The 18,360-nt window shown below is 55.9% G+C and carries 17 protein-coding genes; 9 read left to right on the top strand and 8 right to left on the bottom strand.

What is annotated here, in order from left to right; all coding sequences use genetic code 11:
• Positions 1–13: 13 nt before the first annotated feature.
• Positions 14–667 (bottom strand): multidrug efflux transporter transcriptional repressor AcrR, encoded by a 654-nt coding sequence (gene acrR, locus L362_RS21690; protein ID WP_008499291.1) that lies wholly within the window; start codon positions 665–667, stop codon positions 14–16.
• A 140-nt stretch (positions 668–807) separates the two neighbouring features.
• On the opposite strand from acrR, the gene acrA reads away from it, so the two are divergent.
• From acrA to L362_RS21720, 6 genes are all read left to right on the top strand, one after another.
• Positions 808–2,001, top strand: coding sequence for a multidrug efflux RND transporter periplasmic adaptor subunit AcrA (acrA, locus tag L362_RS21695; protein WP_023343503.1), 1,194 nt, complete (start codon positions 808–810; stop codon positions 1,999–2,001).
• 22 nt (positions 2,002–2,023) lie between these two features.
• On the top strand, positions 2,024–5,170 hold the full coding sequence (acrB, locus tag L362_RS21700; protein ID WP_008499289.1) for a multidrug efflux RND transporter permease subunit AcrB: 3,147 nt from the start codon (positions 2,024–2,026) through the stop codon (positions 5,168–5,170).
• A 509-nt stretch (positions 5,171–5,679) separates the two neighbouring features.
• On the top strand, positions 5,680–6,054 hold the full coding sequence (tomB, locus tag L362_RS21705) for an Hha toxicity modulator TomB (RefSeq protein ID WP_008499288.1): 375 nt from the start codon (positions 5,680–5,682) through the stop codon (positions 6,052–6,054).
• Between the two features lie 27 nt (positions 6,055–6,081).
• The gene (locus L362_RS21710; protein WP_008499287.1) at positions 6,082–6,300 is read left to right on the top strand and encodes an HHA domain-containing protein; all 219 of its coding nucleotides are present in this window, start codon (positions 6,082–6,084) and stop codon (positions 6,298–6,300) included.
• A gap of 206 nt (positions 6,301–6,506) precedes the next feature.
• On the top strand, positions 6,507–7,058 hold the full coding sequence (maa, locus tag L362_RS21715; protein WP_008499286.1) for a maltose O-acetyltransferase: 552 nt from the start codon (positions 6,507–6,509) through the stop codon (positions 7,056–7,058).
• Positions 7,059–7,175: 117 nt separating this feature from the next.
• Positions 7,176–7,643 (top strand): YlaC family protein, encoded by a 468-nt coding sequence (locus L362_RS21720; protein ID WP_008499285.1) that lies wholly within the window; start codon positions 7,176–7,178, stop codon positions 7,641–7,643.
• Here L362_RS21720 and L362_RS21725 read toward each other — a convergent pair.
• Positions 7,615–9,075 carry a MocR-like pyridoxine biosynthesis transcription factor PdxR gene (locus tag L362_RS21725; RefSeq protein WP_023343501.1) on the bottom strand — a complete coding sequence of 487 codons (1,461 nt, stop codon included), beginning with the start codon at positions 9,073–9,075 and terminating at the stop codon, positions 7,615–7,617. The genes L362_RS21720 and L362_RS21725 overlap by 29 nt on opposite strands.
• A gap of 101 nt (positions 9,076–9,176) precedes the next feature.
• Between L362_RS21725 and L362_RS21730 the strand changes: the two genes are divergently transcribed.
• Positions 9,177–9,887 carry a GNAT family N-acetyltransferase gene (locus tag L362_RS21730; protein WP_023343500.1) on the top strand — a complete coding sequence of 237 codons (711 nt, stop codon included), beginning with the start codon at positions 9,177–9,179 and terminating at the stop codon, positions 9,885–9,887.
• Here the strand turns inward: L362_RS21730 and ykgO are convergent.
• Together ykgO and L362_RS21735 are read right to left on the bottom strand one after the other, a co-directional pair.
• The gene (gene ykgO / locus L362_RS0122675; protein ID WP_003859006.1) at positions 9,884–10,024 is read right to left on the bottom strand and encodes a type B 50S ribosomal protein L36; all 141 of its coding nucleotides are present in this window, start codon (positions 10,022–10,024) and stop codon (positions 9,884–9,886) included. The two genes, L362_RS21730 and ykgO, sit on opposite strands and share 4 nt — an antisense overlap.
• Before the next feature lie 2 nt (positions 10,025–10,026).
• Positions 10,027–10,287: a type B 50S ribosomal protein L31 gene (locus L362_RS21735; RefSeq protein WP_006176933.1), complete on the bottom strand. Its 261-nt coding sequence runs from the start codon at positions 10,285–10,287 to the stop codon at positions 10,027–10,029.
• A gap of 219 nt (positions 10,288–10,506) precedes the next feature.
• On the opposite strand from L362_RS21735, the gene L362_RS21740 reads away from it, so the two are divergent.
• Entirely contained in the window at positions 10,507–12,072 is a 1,566-nt protein-coding gene (locus L362_RS21740; RefSeq protein WP_023343499.1) for an EAL domain-containing protein, read from the top strand.
• On the opposite strand, the gene L362_RS21745 is transcribed toward L362_RS21740, so the two are convergent.
• A complete protein-coding gene (locus tag L362_RS21745; protein WP_008499280.1) occupies positions 12,065–12,337 on the bottom strand; it encodes a metal-sensing transcriptional repressor in 273 nt (90 codons plus the stop codon). The two genes, L362_RS21740 and L362_RS21745, sit on opposite strands and share 8 nt — an antisense overlap.
• Before the next feature lie 132 nt (positions 12,338–12,469).
• Between L362_RS21745 and L362_RS21750 the strand changes: the two genes are divergently transcribed.
• The gene (locus L362_RS21750; RefSeq protein WP_023343498.1) at positions 12,470–13,303 is read left to right on the top strand and encodes a nickel/cobalt efflux protein RcnA; all 834 of its coding nucleotides are present in this window, start codon (positions 12,470–12,472) and stop codon (positions 13,301–13,303) included.
• A 39-nt stretch (positions 13,304–13,342) separates the two neighbouring features.
• Here the strand turns inward: L362_RS21750 and L362_RS21755 are convergent, their stop codons facing one another.
• From L362_RS21755 to L362_RS21765, 3 genes are all read right to left on the bottom strand, one after another.
• The gene (locus L362_RS21755; protein WP_023343497.1) at positions 13,343–16,432 is read right to left on the bottom strand and encodes a beta-galactosidase; all 3,090 of its coding nucleotides are present in this window, start codon (positions 16,430–16,432) and stop codon (positions 13,343–13,345) included.
• Positions 16,433–16,535: 103 nt separating this feature from the next.
• Positions 16,536–17,606 carry a LacI family DNA-binding transcriptional regulator gene (locus L362_RS21760; protein WP_023343496.1) on the bottom strand — a complete coding sequence of 357 codons (1,071 nt, stop codon included), beginning with the start codon at positions 17,604–17,606 and terminating at the stop codon, positions 16,536–16,538.
• Positions 17,607–17,684: 78 nt separating this feature from the next.
• Positions 17,685–18,296: a membrane protein YczE gene (locus L362_RS21765; protein WP_023343495.1), complete on the bottom strand. Its 612-nt coding sequence runs from the start codon at positions 18,294–18,296 to the stop codon at positions 17,685–17,687.
• Between the last annotated feature and the right edge of the window lie 64 nt (positions 18,297–18,360).

Below are 18,360 nucleotides of genomic sequence, written 5' to 3'. Positions count from 1 at the left end.
TCCTGGAAAGGGGTCAGGCCGTTAGCGAAGGCGCGTCGCTGCGCAGCGTCGGGCTGAGCTGTAGCATTTCCAGTAAAATCGCCACGTAGCTGCGGGCTTCCGCTTTAAGATCAAACGATTGCGGTGCAAAAAGCCAGTTTTCCATCAGACCAGAAATGTAGCTGCGCATCAGAATCGCCGCCCGACGGGTCAACAGATTGGCAGGTAGCAGTTTTGCCTCCATACAGAGGTTCAGGTTGTGCTCAATACGGTCATAGCTTTCCAGACTGAGGCTTCGTTGCGCCTGCTGCACGACCGCCATCTCGCCCACGAACTCGCATTTATGAAAAATAATCTCCATCATTAATCTGCGACGTTCTTCAACTACCGTTGCTTCAAGGATATATACTAATATTTCTCTCAATACTGAGAGTGGATCGTCTGGGAATTTTGCCCGATACTCACTCTCGAGATCGCTAATGCTGGACTCTGAAAGCTCCCAGATTTCACTGAACAGATCTGACTTGTTTTTAAAATGCCAGTAAATCGCTCCTCGCGTCACACCGGCGGCCTGAGCAATTTGCGCCAGCGAGGTTGCTGAAACACCTTGCTGCGAGAACAAACGTATCGCCACATCCAGAATATGTTGTCGGGTTTCCAGCGCTTGTTGTTTAGTTTTTCGTGCCATAGGTGAGTGAATTTACAGGAGTCAGATTTACATACATTTGTGAATGTATGTACCATAGCATGACGATAATATAAACGCAGCAATGGGTTTTAGACTCAGGACCCTTGATCAATTTGAAATCGGACACTCGAGGTTTACATATGAACAAAAACAGAGGGTTAACGCCTCTGGCGGTCGTTCTGATGCTTTCAGGCAGCTTAGCGCTAACAGGATGTGACGACAAACCGGCTCAACAAGGAGCTCAGCAGGCGCCAGAAGTAGGCGTTGTGACGCTCAAATCTGAACCTCTACAAATCACCACCGAATTACCCGGCCGTACAAATGCTTACCGCATTGCGGAAGTGCGTCCTCAGGTTAGCGGCATTATCCTGAAACGCAACTTCACCGAAGGCGGTGATGTGCAGGCCGGTGAGTCTCTGTATCAGATTGATCCCGCAACCTATCAGGCGTCTTATGAAAGCGCGAAAGGCGATCTGGCTAAAGCACAGGCCGCGGCTAAAATTGCCCAGCTGACGCTGAACCGCTATCAAAAACTGCTCGGTACCAAGTACATCAGTCAGCAGGATTACGATACCGCCCTGGCGGATGCCCAGCAGGCTAACGCCGCCGTGGTGGCAGCCAAAGCGGCCGTCGAAACCGCGCGCATTAACCTGGCCTATACCAAAGTGACCTCCCCTATCAGCGGTCGTATTGGTAAATCGTCCGTCACGGAAGGGGCTCTGGTGCAGAACGGTCAGACCACTGCGCTGGCGACCGTGCAGCAGCTCGATCCGATCTATGTTGACGTCACGCAGTCCAGCAATGATTTCCTGCGCCTGAAACAGGAGCTGGCTAACGGCACCCTGAAACAGGAAAACGGCAAAGCCAAAGTGGAGCTGATTACCAACGACGGTATCAAGTTCCCGCAGGAAGGGACGCTGGAATTCTCTGACGTGACGGTCGACCAGACCACCGGTTCCATCACCTTACGTGCGATTTTCCCGAACCCTGACAAAAATCTGCTGCCAGGTATGTTCGTTCGCGCACGTCTGGAAGAAGGAACGAATCCAACCGCCCTTCTGGTTCCACAGCAGGGTGTGACCCGTACGCCACGCGGCGATGCGAGCGCACTGGTTGTTGGGGCTGATAACAAAGTCGAAATGCGCAATATCACCGCCACCCAGGCGATTGGGGATAAATGGCTGGTGACGGAAGGTCTGAAAGATGGCGATCGCGTGATTGTTACTGGTTTGCAAAAAGTTCGTCCTGGCGCGCAGGCTAAAGCACAGGAAGTGAAATCTGACGATAAACAACAAGCTTCGGCCGCTGGCCAGTCAGAACAAACCAAGTCTTAACTTAAACAGGAGCCGTTAAGACATGCCTAATTTCTTTATCGATCGCCCCATATTTGCGTGGGTGATCGCCATTATCATTATGCTGGCCGGGGGACTTGCGATCCTGAAGTTGCCTGTCGCGCAATATCCAACGATTGCGCCACCGGCGGTGACGATTTCCGCAACCTACCCAGGGGCTGATGCAAAAACGGTGCAGGACACCGTCACTCAGGTTATCGAACAGAACATGAACGGTATCGATAACCTGATGTACATGTCCTCAAACAGTGACTCTACCGGTACAGTTCAGATCACCCTGACCTTCGAGTCAGGTACGGATGCTGACATTGCGCAGGTTCAGGTGCAGAACAAACTGCAGCTGGCGATGCCGCTGCTGCCGCAGGAAGTACAACAGCAGGGCGTGAGCGTCGAGAAATCGTCCAGTAGCTTCCTGATGGTTGTCGGCGTTATCAACACCAACGGCACCATGACGCAGGAGGATATTTCCGACTACGTGGGCGCCAACATGAAGGACGCCATCAGCCGTACGTCCGGTGTGGGTGACGTGCAGCTGTTCGGTTCTCAGTACGCAATGCGTATCTGGATGGATCCGAACAAGCTGAACAACTTCCAGCTGACGCCGGTTGACGTGATTAACGCCATTAAAGCGCAGAACGCCCAGGTGGCAGCCGGTCAGTTAGGCGGTACGCCGCCGGTGAAGGGCCAGCAGCTTAACGCCTCGATCATCGCGCAAACCCGTCTGACCTCCGCGGATGAGTTCAGCAAAATTCTGCTGAAAGTGAATCAGGACGGCTCGCAGGTTCGCCTGCGCGACGTGGCGAAAGTCGAGCTGGGCGGTGAGAACTACGACATCATCGCGAAGTTCAACGGTAAACCGGCTTCCGGTCTGGGTATCAAACTGGCGACAGGCGCGAACGCCCTGGATACCGCCACGGCGATTCGTGCAGAACTGAAGAAAATGGAACCGTACTTCCCGTCAGGCCTGAAGATCGTTTATCCGTACGACACCACGCCATTCGTTAAAATTTCGATTCACGAAGTGGTTAAAACGCTGGCAGAAGCGATCATCCTGGTGTTCCTGGTCATGTATCTGTTCCTGCAAAACTTCCGCGCGACGCTGATCCCAACCATCGCCGTTCCGGTCGTTCTGCTGGGGACCTTTGCCATCCTCGCGGCCTTTGGCTTCTCGATAAACACCCTGACGATGTTCGGGATGGTGCTTGCCATCGGCCTGCTGGTGGATGACGCCATCGTCGTGGTAGAGAACGTCGAGCGCGTGATGGCGGAAGAAGGTCTGCCGCCGAAGGAAGCCACCCGTAAATCAATGGGTCAGATCCAGGGCGCGCTGGTTGGTATCGCGATGGTACTGTCTGCGGTATTTATCCCGATGGCCTTCTTCGGCGGCTCTACCGGTGCGATTTACCGTCAGTTCTCGATCACCATCGTTTCCGCGATGGCGCTGTCGGTACTGGTCGCATTGATCCTGACGCCTGCGCTGTGTGCCACCATGCTGAAGCCGATTCAGAAAGGCGGTCATGGCGAGCATAAAGGGTTCTTCGGCTGGTTTAACCGCATGTTTGATAAGAGCACTCACCACTACACCGACAGCGTGGGCAACATCCTGCGCAGCACCGGTCGTTACCTGCTGCTCTATATCATCATCGTGGCGGGGATGGCGATCCTGTTCGTTCGTCTGCCAAGCTCCTTCCTGCCGGATGAAGACCAGGGCGTGTTCCTGACGATGGCACAGCTTCCTGCGGGTGCGTCGCAAGAGCGTACCCAGAAAGTGCTGGACGAAGTGACGGACTACTACCTCACCAAAGAGAAAGACAACGTTGAATCCGTGTTTGCGGTTAACGGCTTTGGCTTTGCGGGTCGTGGTCAGAACACCGGTATCGCCTTCGTTTCTCTGAAAGACTGGTCTGAACGTCCGGGCAAAGAGAACAAGGTTGAAGCCATTACCGGCCGTGCGATGGGCACCTTCTCGCAGATTAAAGATGCGATGGTGTTCGCCTTCAACCTGCCGGCGATTGTTGAACTGGGTACCGCGACCGGCTTCGACTTCCAGCTGATTGACCAGGGCGGTCTGGGTCACGAAAAACTGACGCAGGCGCGTAACCAGCTGTTTGGCGAAGTGGCTAAGCACCCTGACCTGCTGGTCGGCGTGCGTCCAAACGGCCTGGAAGATACGCCGCAGTACAAAATCGACATCGACCAGGAGAAAGCTCAGGCGCTGGGCGTGTCCATCAGTGACATCAATACCACGCTGGGCGCCGCCTGGGGCGGTAGCTACGTTAACGACTTCATCGACCGCGGTCGCGTGAAGAAAGTGTACGTGATGTCCGAGGCGCAGTACCGTATGTTGCCAAACGATATCAACAGCTGGTTCGTGCGCGGCAGCAATGGTCAGATGGTACCGTTCTCGGCATTCTCAACGTCACGCTGGGAATACGGTTCGCCGCGTCTGGAACGCTATAACGGTCTGCCATCAATGGAGATCCTGGGTCAGGCTGCGCCGGGCCGAAGCACCGGTGAAGCCATGAACCTGATGGAAGAGCTGGCGAGCAAACTGCCTTCGGGTGTTGGCTACGACTGGACCGGGATGTCCTATCAGGAACGTCTGTCCGGTAACCAGGCCCCTGCCCTGTACGCGATTTCACTGATCGTCGTCTTCCTGTGTCTGGCAGCGCTGTATGAGAGCTGGTCAATTCCGTTCTCCGTTATGCTGGTGGTACCGCTCGGGGTTATCGGTGCGCTGCTTGCGGCAACGTTCCGCGGACTGACCAACGACGTGTACTTCCAGGTAGGCCTGCTGACAACCATTGGCTTGTCGGCGAAGAACGCGATACTTATCGTTGAATTCGCCAAAGATCTGATGGAGAAAGAAGGTAAAGGTCTGATTGAGGCGACGCTTGAGGCTGTTCGTATGCGTCTGCGCCCAATCCTGATGACGTCACTGGCGTTTATCCTCGGCGTACTGCCGCTGGTTATCAGCTCCGGTGCGGGCTCCGGTGCGCAGAACGCGGTCGGTACGGGCGTTATGGGGGGTATGATCACCGCAACCGTACTCGCTATCTTCTTCGTACCGGTGTTCTTCGTGGTGGTTCGCCGCCGCTTCAGCCGTAAGAATGAAGATGTTGAACACGCGCATTCGGTAGAACCTCACTGATACCGGTTTCACATGATAAAAAGGCCGCATTAGCGGCCTTTTTCATTTTCAGAAAAAATCATAAATTACGCTTATTGTGATTCAATTTATTTTCTGCCATCTTACTTAGACATATCATAATTAACTGATAACTTAATCGGTGAATTCAGGATTTTTTTAATTTCATTTCCCCGCTTAAGCTATTAGGAATATTCCTAATAAGAAGATCTGACAACGTGAAGTTCGAATCTGAACTTTTCTCGCCATTTTTGCTAAGCCAATGAAACGTAAGGAAGCGATAAAACAGCGCGTTAATTTGGATAAAAAAGGGGTGTCCAGGGTGGAACATTGCGTACATGCTCGCAGTCTACGGTTTTATTTGTAATTTTTCGTAATAGCGCGATGAAATCCAGGAAGGAGTGGCTTATAGTTAGGTTATCAGGAACACAGCACTCATGTAGCTAAGTCAGTTGTATCCATCCCGACAATGATGTTCGGTGAGTAAGAAATCACTCAGAAGGGGATGCGCTATGGACGAGTACTCGCCAAAAAGGCATGATATCGCGCAGTTGAAATTTCTCTGCGAATCCTTGTACCATGACTGCCTTGCCAACCTTGATGAAAGCAACCATGGCTGGGTAAACGACCCAACGTCTGCCATCAATTTACAGTTGAATGAGCTGATAGAGCATATCGCAACCTTCGCACTTAATTATAAAATTAAGTACAATGAAGATAATAAGCTCATTGAGCAAATTGATGAATACCTGGACGACACCTTTATGTTGTTCAGTAGTTACGGCATTAACGCCCAGGATTTGCAAAAATGGCGTAAATCGGGAAACCGGCTATTCCGCTGTTTCGTCAACGTGAGCAGAGCTAACCCGGTTAGCCTTTCCTGTTAAAATTATTACAATTACTAAGGTGAATTTATGTCTGATAAACCACTCACTAAAATCGATTATTTGATGCGCTTACGACGTTGTCAGTCAATTGACACCCTCGAACGCGTGATTGAAAAGAATAAATACGAGCTTTCTGATAATGAACTGGCCGTATTTTATTCAGCCGCTGACCATCGTCTTGCTGAGCTGACCATGAATAAGTTGTATGACAAAATCCCTACTTCTGTATGGAAATTTGTCCGTTAATCTTTGAAGGGTGTCTGTAGAGTTCTACGCCACGTTCTGAGTTTTTTACCTATCCCGTTATGTTCCCTGTGCCCAGGCCAGGTCTCCGTGTAAAACGTGTTCATCAGCAACAATGTTGTGACGACAGTCACATCGGCTTTTCGGGAACGTTCCCCTCTCGACCTGTTCCGATTACTCTGCGGTAATCATTTCCAGAGAGGTTTCCTATGAGCGTAGAAAAACAGAAGATGATTGCCGGTGAACATTATCGCCCCGGCGATGAGACGTTACGGGCCGACCGACTGCGGGCCCGCCATCTGGTTTACCGCTATAACCACACCGCGCCCGATGAAAAAACAGAACGCCAGAACATCCTGGCGGAACTTCTGGGGCAAAGCGAAGGCGCTTATATAGAACCAAGCTTCCGCTGCGACTACGGATACAATATTTATCTGGGCAAAAACTTTTACGCGAACTTCGACTGCGTGATGCTGGATGTCTGCCCTGTTCGTATCGGCGATAACTGCATGCTCGCGCCGGGTGTGCACATTTATACGGCCACCCACCCGCTGGATGCAGAGGAACGGAACAGCGGCGTGGAGTTTGGGAAACCGGTCAACATTGGGAATAATGTCTGGATTGGTGGCCGGGCGGTCATTAACCCTGGCGTCACGATCGGTGATAATGTGGTGGTGGCCTCCGGCGCCGTGGTGACAAAAGACGTCCCGGCTAACGTCGTCGTGGGCGGCAATCCGGCAAAAATCATCAAAACTTTATAAGGGCGCGGGGAGCCAACTGTTATGGTCTTTTAGCGCCTGACTGTTACTTTTTTCAGCCCGATGGCTCCCCTAAAATTGGCAGACACCCTGTATTGTCAACTCTTATGAAGGCAAAAAATGACCGAGATACAGCGCCTGCTTACCGCCACCATCGACGATCTTAACCTCCGCGAAAAGCGCGACAATCGCCCGCGCTTTAGCATTAGCTTTATTCGCAAACATCCTGGACTGTTTGTCGCCATGTATGCCGCCTGGCTTGCGACGCTGATTGTGATGCTGAAGTCCGAAACGCTGGTGGACTCCGTCTGGCTGCTGGTTGTGCTGTTTGTGGTCTTTAACGCCTTTTTCTTTTTCGACGTGAATCCGCGCTACCGTTACGAAGATATCGACGTTCTCGATTTCCGGGTCTGCTACAACGGTGAATGGTATAACACACGTTTCGTGCCCACGGAGCTGATCGACAGCATCATGCACTCTCCGGCCGTTGAAACAGCGCAAAAAGAGAAGCTGCAGAAAATGGTCTCCACCAAAGGCCAGCTCTCTTTCTATGATGTCTTTACCCTTTCGCGCCCTGCTGCTGCGTAATTAACGCCTGCAGACGCCGGATCCCCGGCGCAAACTGCGAAGCAGAGGTGTTGCCGTAACCTAAAACCAGACCGGTTTGCCCCTGCTTCGCCTCCAGGTAATACCCGCTCAGTGCAGCGGGTGCCAGCTGAAACGCCCTCGCCTGCGCCACCAGCGTCTGGTCGTCAATATCGTCTATCGCCAGCGTCAGATGCATCCCGCCTTCACCGGCCAGTATACGGTGCGGCGTGTGAAGCTCTGCCCCCAGCACCTCCCGCAGCTGGCGGTATCGCTTACGATAGAGCCGACGCATGGCGGCAAGATGACGGGCATAGTGGCCTTCTTCAATGAACAGCGCCAGCGTACGCTGTTCGGCACGATGCCCGCCCCGCAACAGCGAGCCGATGGCCGGGCGAGCCGCTTTCGCCAGCGCTGGCGGCAAGACCATGAAGCCCATTCTGAGCGACGGAAACAGCGTTTTACTGAACGTTCCCAGATAAACCACGGGCGCGTTGTTGACCATCCCCAGCATCGCGGGCACAGGCTCACCGGCATAACGGAATTCGCTGTCGTAATCGTCTTCAATGATCCACGCATTCTGCTGCCGGGCCAGTTCCAGCAGCGCCAGACGTCGCCGGGCGCTGAGCACGCTTCCGTAGGGGAACTGGTGCGAAGGCGAGGTAAAAATCAGCGAGGGAGCAGGCGCATCCCGTCCTTCCCAGCACATTCCCTCGTCATCAACAGGGATTCCCGTCATGGTCAGGCCTGTTTTAACAAACGCGCTCTTTGCCCCGCTATAGCCGGGGTTTTCCACCCACGCGACATCGCCAGGCTCACTCAACAGCATGGTGCACAGGTTAACCCCCTCAAGCGCCCCTTCCGTTATCACTATCTGGCTGGCGTCGCAGTCGATACCGCGGGACAGGGCGAGGTGTCGGGCAATCGCTGCCCGCAGCGACGGTTCACCGGCCGGGTCGCCATACCCTAGCAGGGCACTTCCCTCCTCGCGCATCACGCGATCGTACAATCGCCGCCACAGCGGTAGCGGAAAATAGTTGATAGCCGGGGTTCCCGGGGTAAACGCCAGCACCGGCGTGTCCCGGGGCACGGGCGCTGGCAGCAGGCCGACCCGCCGGGCGAGCCTGATGGCAGGGTCCGGCAATGTCCGGGCGACAGAGCGGTGAGCGAGCTGTGCCACCCGCGTTCCCTGGCGGTTACGCTGCAAATACCCTTCCAGCGTGAGCTGGTCCAGCGCCGCATTGACGGTATTGCGGGAAAGGGAGAGCTGCTGAGCCAGCGTTCGCGAACCGGGAAGCTGGCTGCCGGACAGTAGCCTTCCGCACAGTATGGCCTCCCGTAACGCAAGATAAAGCGCGCGCTGGCGCGTCTCTTCCCCACGTTTTTGCAGGGCAGCATTGAGCAAGGTATAAAATTCATCACCCGGTATATTCATCTCACCTCCTCGTGGCACCATCAAAACATAGCGCAGTGGTTCTTTTTAAGGAACCAGCAATTCACTAGTCTGGAACTCTTTTCAACGTCACGGAAATTAAGATGAAGACATTCAATCAGTTCGGACAGCCAGTAGGCGAAGCGCTTAGCGACTGGCAGCCTCGTCAGCACCCGTCCCGGGTCGTGCTTCAGGGACGCTATTGTCGGCTTGAACCGCTGCGCGTGGAGCATGCCAACGCGCTGTTTTCCGCCTATTCCCTGGCTGACGATACGCGCAGCTGGACGTGGCTGCTGCGTGAACCCGACGCTACCGCAGAGGAGTTTGCCGAATGGGTGGCGAGCGTAAGCGAGTTATCCGATCCCATCCACTTTACCGTGATGGATAACCGGACTCAGTCCCCCGTTGGAACGCTGTCCCTGATGCGGATCGATCCTAAAAACGGGGTTGTGGAGGTGGGGCACGTTCACTTCTCGCCTCTTTTAAGCCGCACGCCCATGTCAACAGAGGCGCAATATCTGCTGATGCGGTATGTGTTCGATACCCTGGGCTACCGGCGTTATGAGTGGAAGTGCAATAGTTTGAACGAGCCTTCCCGCAAAGCGGCACTGCGTCTGGGTTTTCAGTTTGAGGGGCGTTTTCGTCAGGCGCTGGTCATAAAAGGTCATAACCGGGATACCGACTGGTTTTCGATTCTCGACAAAGAGTGGCCGGCGCTGGCAAACGCCTTTGAAAGCTGGCTTGCCACCGACAATTTTACTGCCGATGGCAAACAGAAAAGATCCCTGGAAAGCTGGCGAGAAACGCGCGTTTAGCGTCTTTTTTTACGGCCCTGCACCGCCTTAAAGCGCGGATTGGATTTGCAAATCACGTACAAGCGTCCCTTGCGTTTGACTATCTGGCAATCCGGGTGACGCTGTTTTGCACTGCGCAATGAGTTAAGTACCTGCATGGTTAGCCCCGCTTCGCATTGAGAAAACCGCCAAAACGCTTGCGGAAGCGCGCTGCGCTGCCGTCCGTGGAGAACGTTTTCTGCTTACCGGTATAAAACGGGTGCGATTTTGAAGAAACCTCGATGGTAATGTATGGATACGTTTCACCGTCGAGTTCAATTTCGCGGTCGGTCTTAATGGTTGAGCCGACTTTGAAGTATTCATTCGCGCTGGTGTCGTGGAATACCACGGTGCGATACGCTGGATGGATGTTTGGTTTCATCGTAAACCCTTTGTGTTTTGTTATAACATAACAAAATAATATCCAGACCAGGTTAAAAAAACAACCCCTTCCTTCTGACGATATTTTCTGGTTTACCTGAAATAAAATGAAAACCACGCCACCCACGTGCTATAACTATATCATTTCGCGGTAAAATCTTTCTCTTCAGGCAGGGAACTCAGTGCTCAGGAACGGGTATACGAGGAAGGAAACGACGGCATGAAAACCCGACATCTGGTCAGTCTGGTGACTGGCATACTTATCTTTTCCGTGCTGGTCCCCATTTGCCTGAGCATCTGGCTGGCTCATCGTCAGGCGGAAGATAAATTTGTCGATGCGCTGGATAACTATGCCTCACGCGTGCTGATACGTACCGACAAGGTCGTGGGGCAGGCGAAGGAAGCGCTCAATCATCTGCAGGCCTTTGAGGGTGTGCCGTGCAGCCCCCTGCAGTTAAGGGAGATGCGACGGGTCGCTTTCTCGTGGCGATATGTGCAGGAAGTGATTTATATCGACAACCTCAGGCCACTCTGCTCCTCTCTTGAACAAACCAGCCATGCCGCCCCTTTCCCCCCGCCGATGCGCGTTACCGAAGATGGTTACAGCGCATGGCTGACCACGCAAAACGATCTGGGGTTTCATCGCTACATGGCCGTACTGGGGCAAGGTCACTATCTTGTTCTGGTCGATCCGGCCTCGCTTGTGGATGTGATCCCCTTCGGCGAGATAGCGATTGATGCTGCCCTGGTAGGAAATACCACACGCCGCATCTTTGCCAGCAGCAATACGCTCGATCCGCATATCCGTGACATGATCATGGGTCAGGAGATGACCAGCATACAGTACGACGGTTCAATGTACGTTATGAAGCCCGTCCCTGAACTGGGGTTTACCGTCGTTGCATGGGCTACGCTCAAACCGCTGGCTGAAACCTGGCACCGGCAGCTGCTTTTGTGGCTGCCCTTCGGCATCCTGATAAGCCTGCTTGCCGCGCTCTTTGTCCTGCGGATACTGCGTCGCATCCAGTCGCCGCGCAACCGCCTGCTTGATGCCATTAACAGCCGCGATTTTGTGGTTCACTATCAGCCCATCGTGGCGCTGTGTAGCGGAAAAATTGTCGGCGCAGAGGCGCTGACGCGCTGGCCGCAGCCGGACGGAAGCAGCCTCTCACCTGATATTTTTATCCCTCTTGCTGAACAAACCGGGCTTATCTCCCAGCTGACGCAGCTCGTTATCGAAAAGGTGTTCGAGGATATGGGCAGCTGGCTGCATCTTCACCCCGATCAGCATATCTCCATCAACCTCGCGCCCGCCGATTTGACCTCCGGCACGCTGCCGCCGCTGCTGAGTCACTTGCTGAACAAATGGAAGGTCCACCCAGGCCAAATCGCCCTTGAGGTCACCGAGCGCGGCTTTGCCGATCCCAAAATCAGCGCGCCGGCTATCGCCGCATTCCGCCGTTCGGGGCACCCTGTCTATATTGATGATTTTGGTACGGGCTATTCCAGCCTGAGCTATCTGCAGGATCTGGATGTCGACACGCTAAAAATTGATAAATCGTTCGTGGATGCGCTGGAGTATAAAAACGTGACGCCGCACATTATTGAAATGGCGAAGTCGCTGAAGCTGGCGATGGTGGCGGAGGGCGTCGAGACCGCCGGGCAGCTCGCCTGGCTGCACCAGCACGGCGTGCAGTACGGACAGGGCTGGTACTACAGCAAAGCGCTACCAAAGACGGAATTTATTCTTTGGGCAGAGAATAACCTCGGCACGCACGCTACTTAAGGTAGGATTTCATCACCTGCAGCACTACGCCAAGATCGGCTTCACGCTGCGCCTCTTCGGGCTCTTTCACCACGTGATCGGTAAGGTGCCCTTCAATCACCTGCATCATCATGCCGTTGACCGCTCCACGGATCGCCGCCAGCTGCTGTAACACCTCGGCGCATTCGTGTTCGCTGTTGAGCATTTTTTCGAGCGCGGTGCTCTGCCCCTGAATTTTCTTCAGGCGAGTCAGTAACATCTTCTTGTCGCGAACGGTATGTGACATCTCTGTCTCCCTCAGTTTTGGCTTTTAGAGCATATCACGCTCTACTCCCCCTGAGTATTTTTCTACTGGGGGGTAGTATTAAGCTACTGGGGGGGAGTACTATTTGCGCACGCTTCCATTCCGGAAATTTCAATGAACGATTTCGCCTCACTTCTGCAGCAGGGTAATGCCTGGCTGTTTGTTCCCAGCGCTATCCTGCTCGGTGCACTACATGGCCTGGAGCCGGGTCACTCAAAAACCATGATGGCCGCCTTTATCGTGGCTATCCGCGGCACGCTGAAACAGGCGGTCCTGCTCGGCCTGGCCGCTACGCTTTCACATACGGCAGTAGTCTGGATTATCGCCATGGCGGGTTTATGGTTTGGTCGGGGATGGGATGCGCATACGTCTGAACCCTGGTTCCAGCTGATCTCAGGGGTATTGATCGTTGCGATCGCCCTGTGGATGGCGTGGCGAACCTGGAAAGAGAGCCAGCCACACGATCATCATCACGACCATGATCATCACCACCACCATGACCACGACCATGACCATGACCATCATCATGAATATCACCACCACGAACACCCGCTGGTTGAAGAAGAGTGGCAGGACGCCCACCAGCGCGCGCACGCGCAGGATATTAACCGGCGCTTCAGTGGCCAAAACGTCACCACCGGACAGATCGTAATGTTTGGCCTGACCGGCGGGCTTATCCCCTGCCCGGCGTCCATTACCGTTCTGCTGATCTGCCTGCAGCTGAAGCATTTCGCCCTCGGCGCGACGCTGGTGTTCAGCTTTAGCATTGGTCTGGCGTTAACGCTTGTCGCTTCCGGCGCGATTGCCGCCTTGAGCCTCAAGCACGCGACCAAACGCTGGCCCGGGTTTAGCGAATTCTCCCGTAAAGCACCGTGGATCTCCGCTGCGCTGATTACCGTGGTAGGGATTTATATGAGCCTGCATGGCCTGAGCGGCATTCTGGCGTAAGCCTGCGGCCACACTCTGTGGCCGCATCTCCAGGGTCAGTTAAGGGTTCTGCTGCCAGCTGAAGGTATAGCGAAGCTGGCGTGTCTGCAGGAGGAATTCCGGCGAGACGCTGGGGCTCCAGGAGTCGTCGCCGCCCACGCCCATATGGAACGCATCGAGATTGAGCCAGCATCCCGGCTCTTCGCGCAGCAGATGGTGATGGGTTGTCTCCCGCAGCTGCTGCTGGCCGTAGCGGCTCACCGAGAAATGGAACCGGCCGTTCAGCTGATGCGTTCCCAGCGCCAGCTCCCGCGTATCACAGCGCAAACCATTTTCCGTCGGGAAGATATACGGCGTATGCATCTCCGCCAGGGGTAATGTCCAGCGCCCCTGCTGTGCCGCCAGCGTTCTGTCCGGATAGTTTTCATGCGGCCCCAGCCCCAGCCAGGACACGTTTTCCGGCGTTTCAGCGAGATGAACGCTCAGGCCAACGCGCGCGGGTTCCGGGATATCAGACGCAATATCCACCTGAATATCGCCGTGGAGTACTCCCCGATCGTCCACCCGCCAGGTTTTACGACTCAGAAACAGCGCGTTGCCGCGATACGCAAGGACGTGCTGGGTTGTGACCACCACCTCCCCTGCGTGCTGCTCTGCCTCACAGTACAGAACGCGCGAGGTGAGATCGTACATGCCCGCCGCTTTCCAGCGCTCAACCCAGGCATTCGGATCGATCTTCGTCGCTTCACTCACCCCAATATCATTGTCCAGCGGCGCACGGCTGACGTTATCCGTCAGAGGCGATATCAGCGTTTCCACGCCATTTCGCCACCATTGAGCCAGGTTTCCGGTTGCGCGATCGAACTGCCAGCGCTGTTGACCATGCGCGATCGCCAGGATGCGGTCGTTTTGCGTCAAAACCGGCGGCTCGCCCGCAGAGGCTGGCGGTGCGACAAACAGCGGAGACGGAAGCAGCCACTGTTCCCACGCGCAGCGATGGTCAGCCGGTGACCACGGTGTTGCCCGCGGCTGGCGCACTTCAACATTCAGCCAGACTTCTCCCGGCTCGGCTTTCAATTCCGGCAGAGCGATCTCCAGACGCTGAACGCCTTCAGGGGCTATCGCCAGCGTCACCTCGCCCGAAGCCAGTACCTTATCATCCCGGGCAACCGTCCAGCTCAGCACTTCGTTATCGGTCTGGCGGAACAGGTACCCGCTTTGCACCTCAATCACCAGCGGAGAGGTGCTGACCCGCGTAAAGGTGAAGAACTGCTGCGCGCGCTGCGCCTCGAACAGCGCCGGGTGCGGCGTGCGATCGGGGAAGACCAGGCCGTTGAGGCAGAACTGCCGATCGTTTGGCTTATCGCCAAAGTCCCCGCCGTACGCCCAGAACGCGTTGCCATTTTCGTCTTTCTTCGTTAATGCCTGATCGACCCAGTCCCAGACAAATCCCCCCTGCAGGCGAGGATGGCTTCGAAACGCCTGCCAGTATTTCGCGAATCCGCCGAAGCTGTTTCCCATCGCGTGGGCGTATTCGCAGAGGATCAGCGGACGCGTTTCATCCGGCATGCCGATCCATTTCTTGATTGACCATTTAGGCACCGCCGGGAAGGGTTGATCCTGATCGACCCGGGCATACATCGGACAGACAATATCGGTCGCCGCCGTGTTCGCGCCGCCGCCTTCATACTGCACCGGACGCGTCGGATCCGTGGATTTCACCCAGCGGTACAGCGCGTCGTGATTTGCACCGTGGCCGGACTCATTGCCCAGCGACCAGATGATAATTGAGGGATGATGACGATCGCGCTGCACCATGCGGGTCACGCGCTCGCTCATGGCGGGCAGCCAGCGCGGATCGTCAGCAAGGCGGCTCATCGGCACCATGCCATGGGTTTCGATATTGGCCTCGTCAACGACGTACAGCCCGTAGCGATCGCAAAGCCGGTACCACAGCGGATGGTTCGGGTAGTGCGAGCAGCGCACGGCGTTGAAGTTGTGCTGCTTCATGATCTCGATATCGCGACGCATCGTCGCTTCGTCCATCACCTGGCCGTTTTCCGGGTGATGCTCGTGCCGGTTAACCCCACGGATCAGCAGCGGTTTACCGTTGAGCTTCAGCAGGCCGTTGCTGATTTCAATCCGGCGGAAGCCGACATCGCAGGCTTCCGTCTCCAGCACGTTGCCCTGCGCATCCAAAAGCGCGATCGTCAGACGATAGAGTTCCGGGGTTTCTGCACTCCATAACGCCGGGGCTGTAACCGGGATCGCCGCCGTTAACCGCTCGGCCCAGTTGCCGCGCTCGTCCACAATGGCAGATCCGGGCCGTTGGGTAGTACTGCCACACCGCTCACCGTTGCGCCACAGCGTGATCGCCACCTCGCATTCCGGGTAGCCTGCGCCTGCCAGCGCGACCTCAACGTTCAACACCGCGCGGTCCAGCTCCGCATTCAGATCGGTGACCACGTGATAATCCGCAATGTGCGTCTCCGGCTTATGCAGCAGGGAGATATCGCGGAAAATGCCGCTCATGCGCCACATGTCCTGATCTTCCAGATAGCTGCCGTCGCACCAGCGCAAGACCATGACCGCCAGGCGGTTCTGCCCGGGGCGTAATGCCGCCGAGAGGTCAAACTCGGCGGGCAATCGACTGTCCTGGGAATAGCCTATCCACTGCCCGTTGCACCACAGATGGAATGCCGAGTTCACGCCGTCAAAAATAATTCGGGTTTGCCCGCGCTGAAGCCAGGCGTCATCCACGTCAAATGTGAGCGAGTAACAACCTGTCGGGTTTTCCTGCGGCACAAAAGGCGGGTTAACGGGAATGGGATAGGTGACATTGGTATAGATGGGCGTGTCGAACCCCTGCATCTGCCAGTTCGACGGCACGGGCATCGCGACGGCATCCGCGCAATCTTCAGTGACCCATGCCTCAGGAACCTGCTCGGGTGCAGAAAGGTAGCTAAATCGCCACATCCCGTTAAGAGAGCGCCTGCTGATAGATCCAGCGTCATCTCTGGCGGAAGATTCATTACGCCAGCTGTGCAACGGCGCGTGTGCGGGCAGGCGGTTCCACTGGGTAACGCCGGGGTTTTCCCAGTCCCGACGGGCCAGGATGTCGCTGAGGGTCAGCGAGGATGTGTTGGACATAGTAACCTCTTTGCGAAGCGCTCACAATTTTGGTTAACATGCCCTGGCATTCTGCGACGGTAAAGCATTCAATCGCAGGGTAGCGAGTCCGATCACAAAAGTCTTATTTGCGGACAAGCTGCTCGGCCAGGAGAGCCAGGCTTCTGAGCTGCTGCGCCAGATCCTCGCGTTCGGCCTGCTGCGGCGCGCGGCGCGCGCTGGAATGGCGGGTAACCAGCGTCACCGGCAGCTGAACCTGCCAGCACGTCTCGCCTTCGGTGGGGGCCAGCAGCCACTCCACGCTGCGCTCGCCCGCCTCGCGAAACGCCTGGCGAATGGTCGTCAACGGCGGGGAAAACCAGGCGCTGTCAGCCGTATCGTCGAACCCGACCACCGACATCTGGCCCGGGATCGCGATCCCCTTTTCCGCGCAGGCGCGCATCACCCCCAGCGCCATTTGATCGTTCGCCACCAGAATGGCGTCCGGCAATGCGGTACCCGACAGCAGCACATGTCCTTTCTCATAACCGCTGGCCGCGCTCCAGTCTCCGTAGGCCACCGCAGCGGCGTCATGCCCCGCGCGGGCCAGAGCGGCTTTCCATCCCGCAAGACGCGCCCGAGCAGAGACCGAGCTTTCCGGCCCGCTCAGCAGGGCAATGCGCTGATGCCCCAGCGACAGCAGGTGCTCAACGCCCAGATGCGCCCCCTGTACGGCGTTAAACACAAGACTGTTTACCTGTGCTGAAGGCGAGACATCAAGAAAAAGCACCGGAACGGGCGACGCCAGCGCCCTCAGCTGTTCGGCGTGTTCATCATCAAGCGGAACATTCACCAGCAGCGCGTCCACCCGCTGTGCCAGCAGCGCCTGAAGCGCGGCCTGACACTGCTGCGGTTGCTCCACCATGGAGATAAGGACGCTCGCCCCCTGTTCCGCCGCCCGGGATTTTACCGCCGACACAATTTGCGAGGGCGCATGCAGGGCCAGATCGGTGGTGATGAGTCCCAGCGTGCGGGTGCGTTTACCCGCCAGCTGCTGTGCCCGCAGGTTAGGCACGTAGTGCAGCTCCGCCATCGCCTGCTGCACCTTTTCCCGGGTACGGGCAGACACATGCTCCGCGTCGTTAATGACGCGAGAGACGGTCTGATAAGAAACCCCCGCAAGGAGGGCGACATCATAGAGAGTGATAGCTTTCATGCATTGTGGCATCGCGTGAGTCGTGGCCCATTATTGTGGCACAGCGACGCCGTTAAAACATGTGAGCGCTTCGCAAAATTAAACAACCCGCTCCGGCTGCGCAATTTCAGCAACGCTCGGCTTCTGGCGGAACCAGGGCAGACAGAGCTGGATAAGTGGGCCAATGGTCAGGGCGTATACTACCGTTCCCACCCCAAACGTGCCGCCAAGCACGCACCCAATCAGCAGGACGGACACCTCAATAGAGGTACGCACGCTGCGAATGGACCACCCCAGCCGGGCATGAATGCCGGTCATCAGGCCGTCGCGCGGGCCTGGCCCAAAACCGGCGCCGATGTACATGCTGGTCGCAATCGCGTTCATCACGATACCCGACGCCAGGAAAGCGATGCGCACAGGTAACGAGTCCAGTTCCGGGATCAGCGCCATGCTGGCATCCGCCGCCAGACCGATACAAATCACGTTGCTGATGGTGCCCAGGCCCGGCATCTGGCGCAGGGGGATCCACAGCAGCAGCACCGCAGCACCGGTTAAAATGATCACCGTCCCGATAGTCATCCCCAGCTGTATCCCCACCCCAAGGTGAAAAACATCCCAGGGATCGACACCCAAATCGGAACGAATAAACATCGCGGTGGACAGGCCATACAGTCCTAAACCGGCATAGAGTTGTAGCAGACGACGTACCATTTTTATTTTCTCCAGTGAACCAGGCTTTCATCCTGGCCTAAAATGGCACTATGATTAATGTCCA

The sequence above is a fragment of the Enterobacter sp. MGH 16 genome (assembly GCF_000493175.1).
In the GTDB taxonomy this organism is placed as follows: domain Bacteria; phylum Pseudomonadota; class Gammaproteobacteria; order Enterobacterales; family Enterobacteriaceae; genus Enterobacter; species Enterobacter roggenkampii.
This window is presented reverse-complemented; position numbering and strand designations above follow the sequence as displayed.